Source organism: Stenotrophomonas sp. yr243 (assembly GCF_900184195.1).
GTDB lineage: Bacteria > Pseudomonadota > Gammaproteobacteria > Xanthomonadales > Xanthomonadaceae > Stenotrophomonas > Stenotrophomonas lactitubi.
Window position 1 is genome coordinate 64548 of sequence record NZ_FXWT01000005.1, and the last position, 21356, is coordinate 85903.

20 protein-coding genes are annotated in these 21356 nt (G+C 65.2%); 16 read left to right on the forward strand and 4 right to left on the reverse strand.

The features are described 5' to 3' along the window. The first annotated feature begins 106 nt into the window (after nt 1–106). The 13 genes from recF (at nt 107) to QOL57_RS19620 (ending at nt 13627) form a co-directional block, all read left to right on the forward strand. Entirely contained in the window at nt 107–1201 is a 1095-nt protein-coding gene (gene recF / locus QOL57_RS19560; RefSeq protein WP_089241913.1) for a DNA replication/repair protein RecF, read from the forward strand. Nucleotides 1202–1313: 112 nt separating this feature from the next. Then, nucleotides 1314–3773: a DNA topoisomerase (ATP-hydrolyzing) subunit B gene (gene gyrB, locus QOL57_RS19565; RefSeq protein ID WP_089241911.1), complete on the forward strand. Its 2460-nt coding sequence runs from the start codon at nt 1314–1316 to the stop codon at nt 3771–3773. Between the two features lie 67 nt (nt 3774–3840). After that, nucleotides 3841–4671 (forward strand): CPBP family intramembrane glutamic endopeptidase, encoded by an 831-nt coding sequence (locus QOL57_RS19570; protein ID WP_089241909.1) that lies wholly within the window; start codon nt 3841–3843, stop codon nt 4669–4671. A gap of 71 nt (nt 4672–4742) precedes the next feature. Further along, on the forward strand, nt 4743–5549 hold the full coding sequence (locus QOL57_RS19575; protein WP_025875555.1) for a M48 family metallopeptidase: 807 nt from the start codon (nt 4743–4745) through the stop codon (nt 5547–5549). 131 nt (nt 5550–5680) lie between these two features. After that, nucleotides 5681–6868, forward strand: coding sequence for a tetratricopeptide repeat protein (locus QOL57_RS19580; protein WP_089241907.1), 1188 nt, complete (start codon nt 5681–5683; stop codon nt 6866–6868). A 254-nt stretch (nt 6869–7122) separates the two neighbouring features. Beyond that, nucleotides 7123–7680, forward strand: a complete 558-nt coding sequence (locus tag QOL57_RS19585) for an energy transducer TonB (protein ID WP_176429902.1) — start codon at nt 7123–7125, stop codon at nt 7678–7680. A 94-nt stretch (nt 7681–7774) separates the two neighbouring features. Next, on the forward strand, nt 7775–8536 hold the full coding sequence (exbB, locus tag QOL57_RS19590) for a TonB-system energizer ExbB (RefSeq protein WP_025875552.1): 762 nt from the start codon (nt 7775–7777) through the stop codon (nt 8534–8536). Between the two features lie 56 nt (nt 8537–8592). After that, on the forward strand, nt 8593–9018 hold the full coding sequence (locus tag QOL57_RS19595) for a biopolymer transporter ExbD (RefSeq protein ID WP_012509603.1): 426 nt from the start codon (nt 8593–8595) through the stop codon (nt 9016–9018). 3 nt (nt 9019–9021) lie between these two features. After that, nucleotides 9022–9435, forward strand: coding sequence for a biopolymer transporter ExbD (locus QOL57_RS19600; protein ID WP_004132666.1), 414 nt, complete (start codon nt 9022–9024; stop codon nt 9433–9435). Between the two features lie 224 nt (nt 9436–9659). Beyond that, nucleotides 9660–11120 carry a cardiolipin synthase gene (cls, locus tag QOL57_RS19605; protein WP_089241903.1) on the forward strand — a complete coding sequence of 487 codons (1461 nt, stop codon included), beginning with the start codon at nt 9660–9662 and terminating at the stop codon, nt 11118–11120. Between the two features lie 40 nt (nt 11121–11160). Further along, nucleotides 11161–11421, forward strand: coding sequence for a hypothetical protein (locus tag QOL57_RS19610; protein ID WP_089241901.1), 261 nt, complete (start codon nt 11161–11163; stop codon nt 11419–11421). A 9-nt stretch (nt 11422–11430) separates the two neighbouring features. Beyond that, nucleotides 11431–12174, forward strand: coding sequence for a pyridoxine 5'-phosphate synthase (locus QOL57_RS19615; protein ID WP_089241899.1), 744 nt, complete (start codon nt 11431–11433; stop codon nt 12172–12174). Between the two features lie 340 nt (nt 12175–12514). Then, entirely contained in the window at nt 12515–13627 is a 1113-nt protein-coding gene (locus QOL57_RS19620) for a PA0069 family radical SAM protein (RefSeq protein WP_089241897.1), read from the forward strand. Between the two features lie 30 nt (nt 13628–13657). Here the strand turns inward: QOL57_RS19620 and QOL57_RS19625 are convergent, their stop codons facing one another. The 3 genes from QOL57_RS19625 to QOL57_RS19635 all read right to left on the reverse strand — a co-directional run bounded on the left by QOL57_RS19625 (nt 13658) and on the right by QOL57_RS19635 (nt 17031). Further along, nucleotides 13658–14368, reverse strand: coding sequence for a 2OG-Fe(II) oxygenase (locus QOL57_RS19625; protein ID WP_089241895.1), 711 nt, complete (start codon nt 14366–14368; stop codon nt 13658–13660). 108 nt (nt 14369–14476) lie between these two features. Continuing rightward, nucleotides 14477–15493: a class 1 fructose-bisphosphatase gene (locus QOL57_RS19630; protein ID WP_089241893.1), complete on the reverse strand. Its 1017-nt coding sequence runs from the start codon at nt 15491–15493 to the stop codon at nt 14477–14479. Nucleotides 15494–15828: 335 nt separating this feature from the next. Continuing rightward, entirely contained in the window at nt 15829–17031 is a 1203-nt protein-coding gene (locus tag QOL57_RS19635) for an amino acid aminotransferase (protein ID WP_025875527.1), read from the reverse strand. A 171-nt stretch (nt 17032–17202) separates the two neighbouring features. Here QOL57_RS19635 and QOL57_RS19640 point away from each other — a divergent pair, with 171 nt between their 5' ends. Further along, complete coding sequence (locus tag QOL57_RS19640) at nt 17203–19317, forward strand: TonB-dependent receptor (protein WP_089241891.1); 2115 nt, start codon at nt 17203–17205, stop codon at nt 19315–19317. A 108-nt stretch (nt 19318–19425) separates the two neighbouring features. Here QOL57_RS19640 and QOL57_RS19645 read toward each other — a convergent pair whose 3' ends face one another. Further along, a complete protein-coding gene (locus QOL57_RS19645; RefSeq protein WP_089241889.1) occupies nt 19426–19752 on the reverse strand; it encodes a hypothetical protein in 327 nt (108 codons plus the stop codon). Nucleotides 19753–19893: 141 nt separating this feature from the next. On the opposite strand from QOL57_RS19645, the gene QOL57_RS19650 reads away from it, so the two are divergent. Both QOL57_RS19650 and QOL57_RS19655 read left to right on the forward strand, forming a co-directional pair. Further along, nucleotides 19894–20292: a hypothetical protein gene (locus QOL57_RS19650; RefSeq protein ID WP_089241887.1), complete on the forward strand. Its 399-nt coding sequence runs from the start codon at nt 19894–19896 to the stop codon at nt 20290–20292. 134 nt (nt 20293–20426) lie between these two features. Further along, nucleotides 20427–21356, forward strand: a complete 930-nt coding sequence (locus QOL57_RS19655; RefSeq protein WP_089242046.1) for a Ku protein — start codon at nt 20427–20429, stop codon at nt 21354–21356.

A 21356-nucleotide genomic window follows, 5' to 3' on the forward strand; every position in this document is an offset into this window, starting at 1 on the left:
ACCGATCGCGGGCCGCGTCCAGCCAAGACGGCTGGCTTGACCAATGCAGTAAGCTGGGGGATTCCCCACCCCTCTACCGCCATGTGCGGATGGTCCGTCGCATCCCATGCAGATTCGTCGTCTTGCCCTCCACCAGTTGCGTCGTTTCGATGCGGTGGAGCTGTCGCCCCAGCCAGGGGTGAATCTGCTGACCGGTGACAACGGCGCTGGCAAGACCAGCGTCCTTGAAGCGTTGCATCTGATGGCCTATGGGCGGAGTTTCCGCGGGCGGGTCCGCGATGGATTGGTGCGTCAGGGACATGAAGCCCTGGAAGTCTTCGTGGAATGGGACGAACAACGCGGTGATCTGCCCGCGCAGCGGCGAAAAGCAGGGTTGCGGCATAGTGGGCAGGAGTGGAAGGGCCGTCTGGACGGCGAAGACGTCGCCCAGCTCGGAAACCTGTGCGCCGCCCTGGCGGTGGTCACCTTTGAACCAGGCAGCCATGCCTTGGTGAGTGGTGGTGGTGAACCGCGCCGGCGTTTCCTTGATTGGGGCCTGTTCCACGTGGAACCAGACTTCCTTTCCCTGTGGCGGCGCTACTCGCGGGCCTTGAAGCAGCGCAATGCGCTGCTCAAGCAAGGCGGGCCGTCGCGGATGCTCGATGCCTGGGATCACGAGCTGGCCGAGGCCGGAGAGCCGCTGACCAGTCGTCGGCAGCACTACCTAGAGCGGCTGCAGTCCCGCACGATCGCGTTGGCCGAGGCATTGGCTCCTCAGCTGGGCATTGTGGCCCTGAATCTAAGCCCGGGCTGGCGCCGAAGCGAGATTCCGCTGGCAGATGCACTGCTGCTGGCACGCGAACGCGACCGTCAGGCGGGTTATACCTCGCTGGGCCCGCACCGCGCAGACTGGAGCGTGGCGTTTCACAGCATTCCAGGTCGCGATGCGCTCTCGCGCGGCCAGGCCAAGCTCACCGCCCTCGCCTGTCTGCTGGCTCAGGCAGAGGATTACGCCGAGCAGCGTGGCGAGTGGCCCGTCATTGCGCTGGACGATCTGGCCTCGGAGCTGGATCGCACCCACCAGGCCCGGGTACTGCACCGCCTGTTGGCAGCGCCGGCACAGATCTTCATCACCGCAACGGAAACGCCTGCGGCACTGGAGACTCTGAGCAACGTCACCCGGTTCCACGTGGAACATGCACAGATCGTGGCTGTGCCATAGTGGGCACGGCAAGGCCGCTCAGCCCCGGCTGGTATAATTCAGGCTGCTATCCCTTCATTCTCGGCACATCGCTCAAAGCGGTGTCCGACCTGCGGAGCCTACGGCAAGCGCAATGACCGACGAACAGAACACCCCGGCAAACAACGGCAACTACGACGCCAACAGCATTACGGCCCTGGAAGGCCTGGAGGCTGTCCGCAAGCGCCCAGGCATGTACATCGGCGATGTCCATGACGGCACCGGCCTGCATCACATGGTGTTCGAGGTCGTCGACAACTCGATCGACGAAGCCCTCGCCGGCCATGCCGATCACGTGTCGGTGACGATCCATGCCGATGGCTCGGTAGGCGTGTCCGACAACGGTCGTGGCATCCCGACGGGCAAGCACGAGCAGATGAGCAAAAAGCTCGACCGCGACGTGTCTGCAGCCGAAGTCGTGATGACGGTCCTGCACGCAGGCGGTAAGTTCGACGACAACAGCTACAAGGTTTCCGGCGGCCTGCATGGCGTGGGCGTCAGCGTGGTCAACGCGCTGTCGCAGAAACTGGTCCTGGATATCTACCAGGGCGGTTTCCACTACCAGCAGGAATATGCCGACGGCGCGGCACTGCACCCGCTGAAGCAGGTCGGGCCCAGCACCAAGCGCGGCACCACCCTGCGCTTCTGGCCCTCGGTAAAGGCTTTCCACGACAACGTGGAATTCCACTACGACATCCTGGCCCGTCGCCTGCGCGAACTGTCCTTCCTCAATTCCGGCGTCAAGATCGTGCTGGTTGACGAGCGTGGTGATGGCCGCCGCGACGACTTCCACTACGAGGGCGGCATCCGCAGCTTCGTGGAGCATCTGGCGCAGCTGAAGACGCCGCTGCATCCGAACGTGATCTCGGTAAGCGGCGAATCCAACGGCATCACCGTGGAAGTGGCGTTGCAGTGGACCGACTCCTACCAGGAGACGATGTACTGCTTCACCAACAACATTCCGCAGAAGGATGGCGGTACCCACCTGGCCGGCTTCCGTGGCGCGTTGACCCGCGTGCTCAACAACTACATCGAGCAGAACGGCATCGCCAAGCAGGCCAAGATCAACCTGACCGGCGATGACATGCGCGAAGGCATGATCGCGGTGCTGTCGGTCAAGGTGCCGGATCCGAGCTTCTCCAGCCAGACCAAGGAAAAGCTGGTCAGTTCAGATGTGCGCCCGGCCGTGGAAAGCGCATTCGGCCAGCGCCTGGAAGAGTTCCTGCAGGAAAACCCGAACGAAGCCAAGGCCATCGCCGGCAAGATCGTCGACGCTGCCCGTGCCCGCGAAGCGGCGCGCAAGGCGCGCGACCTGACCCGCCGCAAGGGTGCACTGGATATCGCCGGCCTGCCGGGCAAGCTGGCCGACTGCCAGGAAAAGGATCCGGCGCTGTCCGAACTGTTCATCGTCGAGGGTGACTCGGCAGGTGGTTCGGCCAAGCAGGGCCGCAACCGCAAGAACCAGGCGGTGCTGCCGCTGCGCGGCAAGATCCTCAACGTGGAACGTGCACGCTTCGACCGCATGCTGGCGTCCGACCAGGTGGGTACGCTGATCACTGCGCTGGGCACTGGCATCGGTCGCGACGAGTACAACCCGGACAAGCTGCGTTACCACAAGATCATCATCATGACCGACGCCGACGTCGACGGCGCGCACATCCGCACCCTGCTGCTGACGTTCTTCTACCGTCAGATGCCGGAGCTGATCGAGCGCGGTTATGTCTATATCGGCCTGCCGCCGCTGTACAAGATCAAGCAGGGCAAGCAGGAGCTGTACCTGAAGGACGATCCGGCGCTGGACAGCTATCTGGCCAGCAGCGCGGTGGAGAACGCTGGGCTGGTGCCGGCCGCCGGCGAGCCGCCGATCGATGGAGTGGCGTTGGAAAAGCTGCTGCTCGCCTACGCTGCCGCACAGGACACGATCAACCGCAATACCCACCGCTACGATCGCAACCTGCTCGAAGCACTGGTCGACTTCATGCCGCTGGAGCTGGAAAACCTGCGCAATGCAGGTCCTGGCGAAGGCCTGGAAGCGCTGGCCAAGCACCTCAACCAGGGCAACCTCGGCAGTGCCCGCTTCACCTTGGAACTGCAGGAACCCAACGAGCAGCGTCCGGCTGCAGTGCTGGTCACGCGCAGCCATATGGGCGAACAGCACATCCAGGTCCTGCCGCTGTCCGCGCTGGAGAGCGGCGAACTGCGTGGCATCCACCAGGCAGCGCAGCTGCTGCACGGTCTGGTCCGCGAAGGCGCGGTCATCAGCCGTGGCGCCAAGTCGATCGAGATCGACTCGTTCGCGCAGGCCCGCAACTGGCTGCTGGACGAAGCCAAGCGCGGCCGTCAGATCCAGCGATTCAAGGGTCTGGGTGAAATGAATCCGGAACAGCTGTGGGATACCACTGTGAATCCCGATACCCGTCGCCTGCTGCAGGTGCGTATCGAAGATGCAGTCGCCGCTGACCAGATCTTCAGCACCCTGATGGGTGATGTGGTCGAACCGCGTCGTGACTTCATCGAAGACAACGCGTTGAAGGTCGCCAACCTGGATATCTGACACAATCGGATCGTGGCCGGCGCACGGGGAGGTGCGCCGGCTTTTGTCCCTTGATCGCAGGTAATCGATGTCCGCTTCCGCCCCGGTTTCCGCTCCGCCGCCGGTCCCGCCGGCAACTGCTACCGCCCGCGCCTCCTCGCCGTTGGCGGGTTTCTTCATCGACCTGGGCATTGCGACAGTCGCCTTGTTCGGTCTGAGTGTCATCTGCGGAGCGGTGTGGGGGCTCTACCGCAGCCTGCAGATCAGCGCGGCCAATGCACAAGGTGCTACCGCCGGCGTTACCGCCTCTGTTGGCCAACCCGGTGCGTTGGGGCAGATCCTGATGGCACTGATAGCCACGGGGGGCGCAGCTCTGCTGCTCTACTTCTGGCGACGCCCTGCCAATGCCACCGAACGCCAACTGTCGCGCCAGGCACTGCAGCGACCTTCCACCTGGGGCTGGACCCTGTTGGTCGCCGCACTGATCGTGTTGGGCAGCAATGGCATCGCCTTCTTGGCCAAGCAGATGGGCATCGAGCCGGTACCCACCAACCTGGAATTGATGCAGAACGCAATCGCGCGTTTCCCTGTGTTCCTGGCGCTGTTTGCGATCGTGCTGGCGCCGGCCTACGAAGAACTACTATTCCGTCGCGTCCTGTTCGGGCGCCTCTGGCAGGCTGGGCGGCCCTGGCTTGGCATCGTTCTCAGCAGCCTGGCGTTTGCTCTGGTCCATGAAGTGCCCGGAGTCAGCAAGAACTCCCTGCTCGGCACTGCACAGCTGTGGCTGGTCTATGGCGGCATGGGTGCTGCATTCTGCTGGCTGTACCGCCGCACTGGCACCTTGTGGGCGGCGATCACCGCACATGCACTGAACAATGCCGTGGCGCTTGCAGCCCTGGTGTTTTTCGGGGCAACGTAAGGCTCTGTCCGCTTGACGAAAGATTAAGCAGACCCGTTACACACTGGGCTTCTGAACACGGGGGTGGGTCCATGAAACAACTGCTGTTGGCCATCGTCATCACCACTCTGGTCAGCGCCTGCGCGACCACCACCTCGCCCACCGGCCGTCGGCAGATGGTGGGCGGCGTGTCGCAGGCACAGCTGGACCAGCTGGGTGCGCAGGCATTCGCTGAGACCAAGCAGAAAGAGAAGATCAGCAGCGACGGCCGCCAGAACGGCTACGTGCAATGCGTGGTCAATGCGCTCGTCGCACAGCTGCCGCCTCAGTACCGTGGCGTACGGTGGGAGACGGCGGTGTTCGTCGACAAGGAACCCAACGCCTTTGCTCTGCCCGGCGGCAAGGTCGGGGTCAACACCGGCATCTTCAGTGTCGCCAAGAACCAGGATCAGCTGGCGGCGGTGATCGGCCATGAAATAGGCCACGTGATCGCCCGCCACCACGAAGAGCGCATCACCCGGCAGATGGGCGCGCAGACCGGATTGGCGGTGCTCGGGGCGCTGGCCGGCGCGTATGGCGGCGAAGGCGCGGCCAGCACGGTCAACCAGCTCGGCGGGATGGGGGCGCAGACCGCGTTCCTGTTGCCCGGCTCACGCACGCAGGAGAGCGAGGCTGACGTGATCGGTCAGCGGTTGATGGCCGAGGCCGGATTCAACCCCGCCCAAGCCGTCGATCTGTGGCAGAACATGATGGCCGCCAGTGGAGGTCGCAGCCCGCAATGGCTGTCTACCCATCCTGATCCAGCCAATCGGATCAGGGAGTTGCAACGCGATGTGCCGGCGCTCGGCCCCGTCTACCAGCAGGCCCAGGCGGCTGGACGCCGGCCAAAGTGTGGCTGAGTGCGCAAATTCATGCTGTATTGCAGCACATAAAACGATTTCTCACGCCATCTGTTTCTGATACGTTTGGCGGCTCAGATTTTTCTGACAGTCCGACTTTGCCGCTACCGGCGGTTCGATCGAGGTGAACGATGATTTTCCGTAACCACAAAGCTGTGCTTTCCGTCCTCATCGCCACTGCCCTGACCGGCGCCGTGGTCACTGACGCGTTCGCGCAGTCCTCGCGTTCGTCCGAGCGTGGCAACCGCGGCGGCAAGCAGGCCAAGGCCGAAGTGCTGTTCCCGAACGCGACCCGCCAGGAACCGGCAGCGAAGTCGTCGGCCAAGCTGGGCAGCAAGCTGCAGAAGATGATTGACAGCTACAACAAGGAAAAGTTCCCGGAGACCCGCACGCTGGCCGACGAGATCCTGGCCGCCGAGGGCGCCAACGAGTACGACAAGTCGCTGGCCGCGCAGCTCGCCTCCCAGGCCGCTTACCAGACCGACGACACCGCAGCCGCCATCGCCTACCTGAAGCAGGTGCTGCAGTTCAACGGCCTGGACAACAACGGCCACTTCCAGTCCATGCTGATGCTGGGCCAGCTGCAGATCCAGGAAGACAAGACCGCTGAAGGTCTGGCGACCCTGGACAAGTACTTCGCCGAGAGCAAGTCGACCAAGCCGGAAGAGCTGATCATCAAGGGCCAGGCGCTGTACCAGCTGGAGCGCTACCAGGAAGCGATCCCGGTGCTGAAGCAGGCCATCGCCGGCGCTGCCGAGCCGAAGGACAACTGGAACCAGCTGCTGATGGCCGCCCTGTCCGAAGCCGGCCAGACCGGTGAGGCCGTGCAGGCCGCCGAAGCACTGGCGGCCAAGAACCCGAATGACAAGAAAGCGCAACTGAACCTGGCCAACATGTACATGCAGGCCGACCAGATGCCGAAGGCCGCCGCGGTGATGGACAAGCTGCGCAGCAGCGGTCAGCTCACCGAAGAGCGCGAGTACAAGCAGCTGTACTCGATCTATGCCAACACCGAGAACAAGGAAAAGGACGTCATCGCGGTCATCAACGAGGGGTTGCAGAAGGGCATCCTGAAGCCGGATTACCAGGTCTACCTGGCACTGGCCCAGTCCTACTACTACTCCGACCAGGTGCCGCAGGCGATCGACGCGTGGCAGAAGGCCGCCCCGCTCTCCAAGGACGGTGAGACCTACCTGAATCTGGCACGTGTTTTGCACAGTGAAGGTCGTGTCCCGGAGGCCAAGAAGGCCGCCCAGCAGGCGCTGGAGAAGGGCGTGAAGAACCAGGCTGATGCCAAGAAAATCATCAACCTGAAGTAAGTAGGAATAACGCCTGAACGCCTGCCCAGTTGATGCGCAAGCGCTCAGGATTGGTATAAGCTTGGAGGTTCCTGCGGTGTCATGCACCGCTGATCAGGGATCCCGCCCCCGGGATTCCGGCCCCACTATTGAGCTCTTGGCGCATGACGGAACAACTAGTCGTTCACCGGTACGAACAACCCGATGACTCGGGGCTGAGCTGGCCTCGCATCGTCGGTATCGCGTTTGTAATCGCCCTGCATCTGGCGGCCTTCATGATGCTCCTGATTCCCGCCGTGGCTCCCAAGGCCGTGACGGAGAAGGAGCGCAACGTCATGGTGACCATCGTCGACGCACCGCCGCCGCCGCCGCCACCGCCGCCGCCGCCGCCGCCGCAGGACACTCCGCCGCCGCCGGTGAAGAATCTGTCGCCGCCGAAGCCGTCGCCCGTCCCGCCGCCGCCGCAGGCGCCGGTCGTCGACGTGCCGGAACCGCGCGCGAACGATATCGTCACCCCGCCGTCGCCGCCGTCGCCGCCGGCACCGCCGACCTCGATCGAGGCCAGCGTGGACATCTCGTCGAAGGCCATGAATCCGCCGCGCTATCCGCCGGCCGCCTTCCGCGCTGGTATCCAGGGCGAAGTGATCCTGATCATTGATGTCGATGCCCAGGGCAACGTCACCAATGTCACGGTGGAAAAGTCCAGCCGTAACCGCGATCTGGACCGTGCTGCGATGGAAGCTGCCCGCAAGTGGCGTTTCAACGCCGCCGAAGCTGGCGGTAAGAAGGCTGCTGGCCGCGTCCGCGTCCCGGTCAACTTTGCGCTGAACTGATGCGCCCGGGTGGCCGCTTGGCCACCCTCGCCTCCAGTTCGATTGTTTAGCTTAGCTACACCCTTTATCACCACACACAACAAAGGTAAGCGTCATGCTGCAGGAAATTTTCATCGCCGCTGCTGCCGGGGGCAATCCGTCCAACGCCCTGTCGCAGATGGGCTTCGAGCATCTGATCCACGAAATGACCACCAAGCCGGGTGATTTCGCGGTTTCCTGGGTCGTGCTGCTGACCCTGGTCGTCATGTCCGCCATGTCCTGGTACTGGACCGTCATCAACATCTTCCGTGCTACCCGCCTGAAGAGCGCCGCTGATCGCGTCGTCAGCCTGTTCTGGGATACCCCGAACGCGCAGGACGCCATCCGTGCAATGGAAGAGCAGCCGGCTTCGGAGCCGTTCTCGAAGATCGCTCTGGACGCTGCCCAGGCTGCTGCGCACCACCAGCGTGCTGAAGGCGGCGCTGTCGGCGGCGTGGGTGAGAACCTGAGCCGTTCGGAGTTCGTCGACCGCGCTCTGCGCCAGGCCGTGACCCGCGAAAGCAACAAGCTGCAGTCGGGCATGACCCTGCTGGCTACCGTCGGTGCAACCGCTCCGTTCGTCGGTCTGCTGGGTACCGTGTGGGGCATCTACGGCGCGCTGATCAAGATCGGTGCCACCGGCTCCGCTTCGATCGACGCCGTTGCCGGCCCGGTGGGTGAAGCACTGATCATGACCGCCATCGGTCTGTTCGTCGCGATCCCGGCCGTGTTCGCCTTCAACTTCTTCAGCAAGATCAACAGCGCGACCATCAGCAAGTTCGATACCTTCGCGCACGACCTGCACGACTTCTTCGCCACCGGTTCGCGCGTCCGCTAATTGCGACGCGCTGTACCCGCGAGAACGTAGTCACCAAGATCTAGACGGAGCCCGTTATGGCTTTCAGTAGTGGTAACAGCGGCGGCCCCATGGCCGACATCAACGTTACGCCCCTCGTGGACGTGATGCTGGTGCTGCTGATCATCTTCATCATCACGGCGCCGCTGATGTCCCACAAGGTCAAGGTGGATCTGCCGGAGGCCAACCTGGTCCAGAAGCCGGACGACACCAACGACCGCAAGGGTCCCATCACCCTGGCAGTCAAGGAAGACGGTTCGATCTACTGGAACGACGAAGAGATCAACAAGCAGACTCTCGAGTCGCGCTTGGCGACCGCCGCCCAGCAGACCCCGCAGCCGCCGTTGAACCTGCGTGGTGACCGCACCACCAAGATGCGTGTCATCAACGAGATGACCAAGATCGCGCAGGAACAGGGCATGCTGGACGTCGGCTTCGTGGCGACCAAAGAGAAGGGGCAATAAGCCATGGCATTCAGTAGTGGTGGTGGCAAAGGCCCCATGGCAGACATCAACGTCACGCCCCTCGTGGACGTGATGCTGGTGCTGCTGATCATCTTCATCGTCACCGCGCCGATCATGACGTACCCGATCGCCGTGGACCTGCCGCAGCGCGTGCTCAACCCACCGCCGCAGCTGGTCGAACCGCCGCCGCCGATCGAGTTGAAGATCGACGCCAGCAACCAGGTCTCGTGGAACAACAGCCCGATCAACGCAAGCGAACTGCAGCAGCGGATGGAGCAGGAGGTCCAGCGTGACCCGACCAACCAGCCGGAACTGCGGATCGATGCCAGCCCGGATTCCGAGTACGACGTGATGGCCAAGGTTCTGGCCGCCGCGAAGAATGCTCAGATGAAGAAGATCGGCTTCGTGCAGCAGTAAATCGCTACACCGCAATACATCAGTCATGACGCGACTGCAGACGCCCCTGGAAACAGGGGCGTCTTTTTTTGTGCGCGGTGGTCTGCCGGCCCTACGTCGCCGCTGTTGGTAGGTGTCGACCTTGGTCGACACGTAGATCCACGCCATGCGTGGATGCGTCTTGCCGGGAACGCGTCCGGGAACAAATGCCGCTGACCGGTGCGTGTCCCCGCTATGATCGGCGGATGCTCGCCCTCTTCGATTCCGTGCGCCATTGGCTTGATGGCATCGCCCACCTGGGAACGATCCTGGCAGTGGCCTACCTGCTGTACCTGCTCGCCCTGACCGGCTGGATCATGCTGCAGAAGCGCGAGCCGGTGGCCACGCTGAGCTGGATCCTGTCGCTGGCGCTGCTGCCCTACCTCGGCCTCTTCATCTACTACCTGCTGGGGCCGCAGAAGGTGAAGCGGCAGCGGCTGCGGCGCGGTCGCGCGCGCTCGGGCATGGAGCACTACAGCGATGTCTGCCCGCCCGATGCCGACTGCACCGAGCTGGCCAAGATCGCGCAGGCGACGACGGGTCTGGCGCCAAGCACCGCCACCGAAGTGACCTGGCTGGTCGACGGCGCGGCCACCTACGCCGCGCTGCTTGAGGCGGTGGCGCAGGCGCGTGACCACGTGCACCTGGAGTACTACATCTTCAATCCCGACCACGCCGGCACCGCGTTGCGGGACGCCTTGGTGGAACGGGCCAGCACCGGAGTACAGGTACGGCTGCTGCTGGACGCGGTGGGCTCCTCCACTGTGCACCGGCGCTTCCTGCAGCCGCTGCTGGATGCCGGCGCGGAAGTGGTCTGGTTCCATCCGCGGCAGCTGCTGAAGCCGTTCAAGCGACCTTGGTTGAACCTGCGTACGCACCGCAAGCTGGTGATCGTCGATGGCCGGCTGGCGTTCACTGGCGGCATCAACATCACCGACGACGAAGACGAAAGCCGCAACCCGAATGCCTACCGCGATCTGCACATGCGTCTGCGCGGGCACGTGGTGCGCAGCCTGCAGCTGGTGTTTGCCGAGGACTGGCTGTACGCCAGTGGCCAGGACCACTCGCGGTTCGATATCGCCCGGCTGTGGCCGAGCGACATGGCCCTGCGCGGCGACGGCGCGATCAACGCCCAGGTGCTGGTCTCCGGCCCGGATTCGGGATGGGAGACGATCCACAGACTGCATGTGGCCGCCATCCAGGAAGCACGTGAGCGGGTCTGGCTGGTGACGCCTTACTTCGTACCTGGCGAGGCGGCGCGGATGGCGCTGACGTCGGCGGCGCTAGGTGGGCTGGACGTGCGCTTGCTGGTGCCGAAGATGAGCGACTCCTGGTTCGTCACCCAGGCCGCGCGCTCGTACTTCGACGAACTGCTGCATGCGGGAGTGAAGATCTACGAGTACGGTCCGCGCATGCTGCATACCAAGGCGTTCATCGCCGACGACGATGTCTGCATCGTCGGCAGCGCCAACTTCGACCACCGCAGCTTCCGCCTGAACTTCGAGCTGTCGATGATGGTCAGCGATCGTGGCCGGGTAGCGGAACTGTCCCTGTTGCTGCAGTCCGAGTTCGAGCGTGCCACCCGCGTGCACGACCAGGCAGGACGCTCGCTGTGGCTGCATCGGTTGCCCGAGGCCTTCGCGCGATTGGCCTCGCCGCTGCTGTGAGGCAGCGCTACACTGCGGCGGTGGCCCGGGGAGACTGACAATGTACTGGCTGTACCTGCTGCTGGCGCTGGGCTGCTTCGCCTTTGCCCTGAAAACACCAAACATGGGGCTGATGTCACTGGCCCTGCTGGGCGCCCTCGCCTTCCTGCTGGCGTGGGTGCGCGGTCGCTACGTGGCACGCTTTGGCGACCTTCAGCGTGATCCGGCGACACTGGTGGACAGCGATGAACTGCGGCGTCTGCGCGAACAGGCCAAGGTGACTTCGACCGATGGCAGCGATCCTCCCTCCCACTCCCCGTAGTCCCGTTCCATGACCCAGCTCAGCGTCAACGTCAACAAGATCGCCGTCCTGCGCAACTCGCGTGGCGGTGCCGAACCGGACGTGGTGCGTGCCGCCCAGGCCTGCCTGGACGCGGGCGCGCATGGCATCACCGTGCACCCGCGGCCGGACCGCCGCCACATCACCGCCGAGGACGTGCTGGCACTGTCGGCGCTGACCCGCGCGCGGGGTGTCGAATTCAACATCGAAGGCAACCCGTTCGCGCCGCCGCGTGAGGGCTACCCCGGGCTGCTGCCGCTGTGCGCGCAGACGCGCCCGGCGCAGGCCACGCTGGTTCCCGATGGCGATGGCCAGATCACCTCCGATCATGGTTTCGACTTCGAGCGCGACGCGCAGCGACTGCGCCCGCTGGTGGCCGAGCTGAAGGCGATGGGCTGCCGGGTGAGCCTGTTCGTGGATGCCGGCAACCCGCTGCTGGAACAGGCGGCCGAGGTCGGCGCCGACCGCATCGAGCTGTACACCGGTCCCTATGCCGAGGCCCATGCTGCCGGCGACGCCCGGGCCATGCTGGAACTGTTCGCCACCGCCGCGCGCCGTGCACAGGCCGTCGGCCTGGGTGTGAATGCCGGACACGACCTGTCGCAGGACAACCTGCGTGACTTCCTGGCCGATGTGCCCGACGTGCTGGAGGTCTCGATCGGCCACGCCCTGATCGGCGAAGCCCTGTACGACGGCCTGGATGCCACGGTGAAGGGCTATCTGGCACTGCTGTAGCAGTGCGTGGCGCTGGCCGCGACATCCCCGATCGCCTGACGTGCATGGGACTTCCCCTGCAGATTGAAGCCGGAGGACGTGCGGCAGGTCCCCGTATTCCGGCCTGGCATGTGCCCCTGTAACCGATCTTCCCATCGCAGCTGCTGAGACACCCGTGGCCCATGCTGGCCTGCCGCGGCGATGGCGCGCGCCCGCTCCCAAGCCACGCAACCTTGTGGACAAGTCTGGGGTCAACGTGCGGTCCCATGCGCCTCCGCGCCTACAGCTACGTGAATCCTGGCCGCTTGCGCCGCCTGTGGTTAGCAATAATACTAATATCCCGTAACGGCCGGAGGGCAACATGCAGCATCCCCCTCGCAACGCCCAGGCCGCCATCAAGGGCCGGGGTTCCACGTCCCATCTTGCGGGGCGTTTTGAAAGCACTGTCAGCGAAGCGGTGGACGACGGCTGGGCGATGGACGAGAGCGAAGAATTCCTCGCCCCGCGGCTGCGCACCGAAGTACGCGCCGAGACCGCTCGCAGCATCATCAGCCGCAACAACTCCCCGGACGTCGGCTTCAGCCAGTCGGTGAATCCGTATCGCGGCTGCGAGCACGGCTGCTCGTACTGCTTCGCACGCCCCTCGCATGCCTATCTGAACCTGTCGCCTGGGCTCGACTTCGAGACCAAGCTGTTCGCCAAGACCAACGCACCGCAGCTGCTGCGCAAGGAACTGTCGAAGCCGGGCTACGTGCCGCAACCGATCGCGCTGGGCATCAACACCGACGCGTACCAGCCGATCGAACGCAAGTTCAAGCTGACCCGTCAGCTGATCGAGGTGATGCTGGAGACGAAGCATCCGTTCTCGCTGATCACCAAGAACGCGCTGGTCGAGCGCGACATCGATCTGCTCGCACCGCTGGCAGCGGAGAACCTGGTCAGCGTGCATTTCTCGGTGACATCGTTGGATCCGCACCTGTCGGCAAAACTGGAGCCGCGTGCCTCGGCACCCCATGCGCGCCTGCGTGCGATGAAGCGCCTGCACGAGGCCGGTATCCCGGTCGGTGTGATGGTGGCGCCGGTGATTCCGTGGATCAACGACAGCGAACTGGAAGCCGTGCTGGAGGCTGCGCATGATGCCGGCGCCAGTACCGCCGGTTACGTGCTGCTGCGCTTGCCGCTGGAAGTGGCACCGTTGTTCCGCGATTGGCTCGATACCCATCATCCGGATCGTGCCGCGCACGTGATGAGCACCATCCAGCAGCTGCGCGGCGGCAAGGACTACGACAGCCAGTTCGGCACGCGTATGCGCGGCCAGGGCGTGTATGCGGAGCTGTTGAGCAACCGCTTCAAGCTGGCGCGCAAGCGCCTGGGCTTCAACGCGCAGAACAGCCACTGGCCGAAGCTGGATTGCAGCCGGTTCGAGAAGCCGTTGCCGCCGAAGGTGGATACGCCGCAGGGCAGTCTGTTCTAGGCAGCGGCGATCACAGCGCGGTGCAACTGGTCAGCCGCCACCAAACAACTTCTGCGCACTCTGGAACAGGATCCAGCTGGTCGCGATGAACTTGTCGCCACCCTGTGGCCGATTACCACGATGGGTATGAGTAAACGCCGTCGGCGCGATCAACAGACTGCCGGTGCGCGGCGCGATCCTCCGCCCCTGGAACAGGAACTCGGTTTCGCCTTCGTCGAAGTCGTCGTTGAGGTACAGCGTCCACAGCACATGCCGGTGCAGGGTCTCGGCCTGCGCGTCCTTCGGGTACAGCTCGCAGTGCCAGTACGGGTAACCGCCCTCGCCCGCTGCGTACCACTGCAGGTTGATCGCGCCCGGGCGCAGGCAGGTGCGCGCCAGATCCGCGAGCTGCTCCGGCGCCATGTCGGGAAAATCCTCGGCCGACAGGCGTCGCGGCTGGCCGTTGCTGTCCTGGATCTGCAACATCAGCGGCGCGATCAATGCCTGTGGATAACGGCGTAGATAAGTCTGCAGACCGGCAAAAACTGCCTGCTGCAGCTGCTGGTCCACATCCTGCCATCCGTCCAGGCCGCTGATCCGCAGATCCTTGCTGTGCTTGAGTTCCGGGAACACGCCGCTGCCCACTGCACCGGGTTTCAGGCCCTGGCTTGCACGCATGCGGGCGACGATCGCAGCGCACACGTCGCTGGGGACGGCGTTGTGGATGACCTCGATGAAATCGACAGGGCCCGGCTCGTGCATGCGTGCATTCCTTCGACGGCAAGGGCTTGATGGTGCCGTTTGCAGCCGCTGCTGTCACCCTGCGGTCATGTCATCAATCTGCCATGACCGCTGTAGGGATGGCCGCTGTCAGACGCTCTTCGCGTCATGCTCCTGGTGATAACGCACGGCCTCGGCGACCTCTTCGCGCGAACCGAGGAACACCGGCACACGCTGGTGCAGCTGGTCGGGTTGCAGGTCGGTGATGCGCTCGCGACCGGTCCACGCCGCACCGCCCGCCTGTTCCACCAGCAGCCCCATCGGGTTGGCTTCGTACATCAGGCGCAGCTTGCCGGCCTTGCCCGGTTCCTTCTTGTCCCACGGGTAGATGAAGATGCCGCCGCGGGTCAGGATGCGATGCACGTCGGCGACCATGCTGGCGATCCAGCGCATGTTGAAGTTCTTGCCGCGCGGGCCGTCCTTGCCGGCCAGCAGATCTTCCACATAGGCCTGCATCGGCGCTTCCCAGTGCCGCTTGTTGGACATGTTGATGGCGAACTCCTGGGTGGCCGCCGGAATCTGCATGTTCTCGGTGGTCAGCAGGAACTCGCCGGTTTCGCGGTCGAGGGTGAAGGCGTGGGTACCGTGGCCGACGGTCAGCACCAGCTGCGTGCTGGGCCCGTAGATGCAGTAGCCGGCGGCGATCTGCTTGCTGCCCGGCTGCAGGAAGGCGTCATCGCCAGGCAGTTCGACGTTGGTCGGGCAACGCAGCACCGAGAAGATGGTGCCGACGGAGACGTTGACGTCGATGTTGGAGCTGCCATCGAGGGGATCGAACAGCAGCAGGAAATCGCCGCGCGGGTAGATGTCAGGCACCGGTTGGCTGTGGTCCATTTCCTCCGATGCGCAGGCAGCCAGGTGACCGCCCCAGGCGTTGGCTTCCAGCAGGATCTCGTTGCTGATGACATCCAGCTTCTTCTGCGCTTCGCCCTGCACGTTGCCGGTGCCGGCCTCGCCGAGCACGCCACCGAGGGCGCCCTTGCTGACGGCGATGGAGATGCTGGTGCAGGCGCGGGCGACGACCGCGATCAGCTGGCGCAGGTCGGCGTTGATGCGGCCGGCGTGCTGCTGCTGGATCAGGAAGCGGGTCAACGAGGTACGGGACATGGGCGGGCAGGTCTCGGCAACGGGGAAACGCCTATTGTCGCTGGTCTGACTTGCGCGTGGGTGAGCGGGGAAGGCGTAATCGTTTCCAGATGCGTTGCGCTGTGTGGCGCCTCCTCTTCATGGAGGCGCAGCGAGAGGGGCACCGTGGCCAGGACACGCCGTAAACCCATCCCTAGGGGCTCGATCGGCGCATCCATGCGCCTCACGGTCCTGGCAACGGTGCCCCTCTCACTGCGCTTCAGGGTTGGCTGCGCGCGCGGAGGGTGTGGCAAGCCAGGAGCAAAAACAAAGGCGCCTTGCGGCGCCTTTGTTTTCAAAACCACTGGAGTGTTGCTTCAGCCCTTGGCGACGGTGGCCACGGCCTTGGCGACGTATTCCAAGTTGTTCTGGTTCAGCGCGGCCACGCAGATGCGGCCGGTGCCGACGGCGTAGATGCCGAACTCGTCGCGCAGGCGCTCGACCTGTTCGCGGCTCAGGCCGGAGTACGAGAACATGCCCGCCTGTTCGTTGATGAAGCCGAACTGCGGGGCGCCGGCGGCGGCCAGCTTCTCGACCAGGCCCTGGCGCAGGGCGTGGATGCGCTCGCGCATCTCGGTCAGTTCCTGCTCCCACATCGCGCGCAGTTCCGGGTTGGTCAGCACACCGGCAACCAGTGCAGCACCGTGGGTGGACGGGCTGGAGTAGATCGTGCGGATCACGCGCTTGACCTGCGACTGCACGGCCTTGGCGTCAGCGGCGGTCGGCGCCACCATCGACAGCGCACCCACGCGCTCGCCATACAGCGAGAACGACTTGGAGTACGAGTTGGCGACGATGAAGCTGTCGATGCCGGCCTCGGCGATGATGCGCACCGCGGCGCCGTCCTGCTCGATGCCCTTGTCGAAGCCTTGGTAGGCCATGTCGATGAAGGGGAACAGCTGGCGGTCCTTCAGCAGCTGCGCGACCTGCTTCCACTGGCTGACGGTGAGGTCGGCACCGGTGGGGTTGTGGCAGCAGGCGTGCAGCAGCACCACGGTGCCCGCTTCCAGCTTGCCCAGGTCGGCCAGCAGGCCGTCAAAGTTGACGCCATGGGTGGTCGGGTCGAAGTAGGTGTAATCCACCACCTCGAAACCCGCGGCGCTGAACACCGCGCGGTGGTTTTCCCAGCTCGGGTTGCTCAGCGCGACGGTGGCGTGCGGCAGCAGCTTCTTCAGCACGTCGGCGCCGACGCGCAGCGCACCGCTGCCACCGACGGTCTGTGCGGTGGTGACGCGGCCGGCGGCCAGCAGCGGCGAATCCTTGCCGAACACCAGCTCACGGGTAGCCTGGGTGTACGCCGGCAGGCCATCGATCGGCAGGTAGCCGCGCGGTTTGGCTTCGTTGGCGAGCTGCTGCTCGATCTGCTTGACGGCGCGCAGCAGCGGAATGCGGCCGCTCTCGTCGTAGTAGATGCCCACACCCAGGTTGACCTTGGTCGGGCGGCTGTCGGCGTTGTACGCCTCGGTCAGGCCCAGGATCGGGTCGCCTGGGACCAGTTCCACGTTTGCAAAGAAGGACACGGCGGTACTCGTTCGGTAGACGGAAAGGGGGAGGAATTGCGCCACGCGGCTTGCGGCTTTTCGGCCGGAAACAGCCCATCGTAACAAAGCCTGCCGGGGCTGGCCGCCGCCATCGTCATCCGCCTGCCCGTACCATGGCGTGCGTTGCCGCTCGATCCATCAACCTGAATCATGAATTCCGCCGCACGACGTCATTGCCTGCCGCTGTCCGCCCTGCTGCTGTCGCCTTTTTCGGTGGCGGCCGCGCCCTCGCCCACCTCACTGCCGGCGGTGCAGGTGCAGGCCGCGCGGGTGCCGGGCGTGGATCCCTTCGCCCTGCCCGCCAGCCTGGATACGGTGTGGATCGATGCCGACCGTAGCGGCCCCAACGCGCAGCTGTCCGAGGCGCTGGGCGGGGTGCCGGGCCTGCTGGCCAGGGACCGGCAGAACTTCGCACAGGACACCCAGCTGTCGATCCGTGGCTTCGGCGCCCGTTCGACCTTCGGCGTGCGCGGGGTGCGGGTGCTGATTGATGGGGTGCCGGCGACCATGCCCGATGGCCAGGGCCAGCTGTCGCACGCCAGCCTGCTCGGTGCCGAGCGCATCGAGGTGCTGCGTGGGCCGTTCTCGGCCCTGTACGGCAACTCGTCCGGGGGCGTGCTGCAGGTGTGGAGCGCGCAGGGCCAGGCCGGTGACCCCTGGCGGCTGCGGGTGAATGCCGGTGCCGACAACACGCTCAGCGTCGGCGCGCAGCTGCGCGGGGCGGGCAAGGGCATCGACTACAACGTGGCCGCCAACCATTTCAGCACCGATGGTTGGCGTGACCACAGCCGTGCGCGCCGCGAATCGTTGAACGCGCGCCTCGGCACCGAGCTCGCTGGCGGCCGCCTGGAACTGCTGCTCAACGCGCTGCACGCGCCGAACGCGCAGGACCCGCTGGGCCTGACCCGCGCGCAGGTGGCGGCCGACCCGCGTCAGGCGACGGCGGTGGCCCACCAGTACAACACCCGCAAATCGGTGCGCCAGCAGCAGGCCGGCCTGCGTTGGACGCGGGAAGCCGGCGCGCAGCGCTGGCAGCTGATGGGCTATGCCGGGCAGCGCGCGGTGAGCCAGTACCTGCCGATTCCGCCGGGACCGCAGGCCAACCCATTGCACGCCGGTGGCGTGATCGACCTGGATGGCGGCTACGGCGGCCTGGACGCGCGCTGGGGCTGGAACGGCGATCTGTGGGGGCGCCCGCTGGATCTGGTGGTGGGCGTGAATGCCGATCGCCAGCGCCAGCACCGCACTGGCTACGAGAACTTCATCGGCAGCACCGTGGGCGTACGCGGTCGCCTGCGTCGCGACCAGATCGACATCGTGCAGAACGTGGACCAGTTCGCGCAGGCGTGGTGGCAATGGAGCCCGCGCTGGTCGCTGCTGGCCGGAGTCCGCCACAGCACAGTGCGCTTCGAATCGGATGATCGCTACATCGTCGGGTGCAACCCGGACGACAGCGGCCGCCGCCGCTACCAGGCCACCACGCCGGTGGCGGGTGTCAGCTTCGAGGCAAGCCCGCAGTGGCGCCTGCACGCGGCCGTGGGCCGTGGTTTTGAAACCCCGACGTTCAACGAACTGGGCTACCGCGCCGACGGCCAGGCCGGGCTGGCGCTGGATCTGGCGGCCGCCCGCAGCCGCAGCCTGGAAGTGGGCAGCAAGTGGCATGCGCAGGATGGAAGGCAGCTCGATGTGAGCGTGTTCCGTGCAGATACCGACGATGAGCTGGCCGTTTCCAGCAACACCAACGGTCGCAGCACCTACCGCAACATCGGCCACACCCGCCGCCAGGGTGTGGAGCTGCAGTACCGGCAGCCGCTGGCCGAGCAGCTGGAGCTGCAGCTGGCCTGGACCTGGCTGCAGGCGCAGGTGCGCTCGCCCTACCTGGCCTGTGCGGCCAGCAACTGCGCCGTGCCCGACACCGTGGTTGCCGCCGGCAGCCGCCTGCCCGGCGTGCCCCGGCAGCAGGCGCATGCCCGCCTGCAATGGTCGCCGGGGGACTGGCAGTGGGCGCTGGAAGCTGCGGCCAGCAGCGACGTGGTGGTGAACGACATCGCCACCGAGCGCGCGCCGGGATACGCGCTGCTGAACCTGGAAGCCGGCCGCAGCTGGACGCTGCAGTCCGGTGACCTGCGCGCATTCGCGCGTATCGACAACGTGCTGGACCAGCGCTATATCGGCTCGGTGATCGTCAATGACGGCAACGGCCGGTTCTTTGAGCCCGGGCCGGACCGCCGCGCCAGCGTCGGCCTGCAGTGGTCATGGCGCTGAAGCGGTAGTGCCGGCTACTGGCCGGCATCGCTCCGTGCAGGACTTCAGGAGGTTGCCGACCAGCGGCCGGCACTTCCCGTCAATCGGTGGCCTTGGCCGGCGTGGCGATCAATCCGGGGCCTTGGCTGGCACGAACGGTGAGGTCGGGTCGCTGGCCGGGAAGGTCTCTTCCAGCGCCTCGTCCTGGTTGTCGCTGGCGTGCTGCTTGCGCTCGCGCCGCTTCAGCGGGCTTTCTTGGCCACCGCGGTTGCGATCGCCACAGTCCTTGCGGTCCTGTGCGGCCTGCTCAGGCCGGCGGACGACGGGCAATGCACCCTCGTCGGGTGTCGACATGCCGGCGCCGCGGTCCTCGGCATCGGCCAGATCGTGCTTGCCGCGCTGCTCGCCCGGCTCGGGGGTGTGGTTCTCACGCAGGGGGTCACGGGTGGTGGTCATGGGGCGTTCCTCCGGTAGGCCTCCACTACAGCGCGGACGAGGTAAAGCCGCTGCGAACCTGGCGTCATGAACATCTTTGTCACGACTGGATAACGGCACCGCGCGTATTCCTGCCCACCCGCCCTGCTGCAGGAGCCGGCCATGCCCCGTCTTGAACGCCCCGCCCCGTCCGTGTTCAACGCCCTGCTGGATCCGTTGGGCCAGCGCAGCGCGCAGCGCCGGACCCGCCGTGTCGAGGATCCGCAGGCGGTGGCGCAGGATTATCTGCAGTACATGCTGAGCGACTACGAAGAACGCCGCGCACAGGGGCATCGCAACTGGCGCGACCTGTGCCCGGTGTATGCCTTCGCGCTGACCACGCACGCCGCCGACTGGCCGCGTGGCGGTGGCGCCGATACCTGTGGCGAACTGGCCGAGCACTGGGACCAGATGCGCGGACAGTCGCGCCTGAACTGGGCCCAGGCGCAGCCGGTGGTGGAAGATGCCTGGCGCGCGCTGGACCACATCCCTGCCGCCGCGGTGAGGCCGCTGCTGCAGTAGTGCCGGCCGCTGGATGATGCGTGGGATGCCGGCAAGCGGCCGGCACTACCCGCACGGCGTGCACGTTGCCGACACGAGCGTTTCACGGTGGCCGGCTGAAGCTGGCTATCCCTGCTGAAACCCAGGTGCGCATCATGGCCCGCCCGATCTGGACCGGTACGCTTTCCTTCGGCCTGCTCAACGTACCGGTCTCGTTGATGTCCGGTGAGCGCAAGGTCGACCTGCACTTCCGCATGCTGGACTCGCGCGACCGCAAACCGATCCGCTTCGAACGGGTCAACGCCGATACCGGCGAAGAAGTGCCGTGGAAGGACATCGTCAAAGCCTTCGAGTACGACAAGGGCAGCTACGTTGTGCTGGAGGAAGACGATATCCGTTCGGCGGCGCCGGAGAGCCATGAAACGGTGGAGGTGGAGACCTTCGTCGACGCCACGCAGATCGATCCACGCTACTACGAAAAACCCTATCTGCTGGTGCCCGGGAAAAAGGCCGAGAAAGGTTACGTGCTGCTGCGGGAAACGCTGCGCAGCACTGGCAAGGTCGGTATCGCACGGGTGGTGGTGCGCACGCGCGAGTACCTGTGCGCGGTGATGCCCAATGACGACGCACTGGTGCTGATGATCCTGCGTTATCCACAGGAACTGGTCGAGCCTGACGACTACAAGCTGCCCAGTGGAAAGCTCGCCGATTACCGCATCACCAGCAAGGAAACGGCGATGGCCGAGCAGCTGATCGAGTCGATGTCCGGCGACTGGGATCCTGCGCAGTACCACGACGAATTCCGCGAGCGCCTGCAGCTGGTGCTGAACAAGCGCATCAAGTCCAAGGGTGGCACCACCAAGGTGGAGGACGAGCCGGCACCGCGCGAGGACGCGAGCACCAACGTGGTGGACTTCATGGCATTGCTGCAGAAGAGCCTGGATGCCAACAAGCGCACGCCGGCAAAGAAGGCAGCAGCGCGCAAGGCACCGGCCAGGAAGACAGCGGCGAAGAAGGCACCGGCAAAAAAGGCCCCTGCGAAGAAGGCTGCAAAGAAGACCGCCGCGCGACGCAAGGCAGGTTGA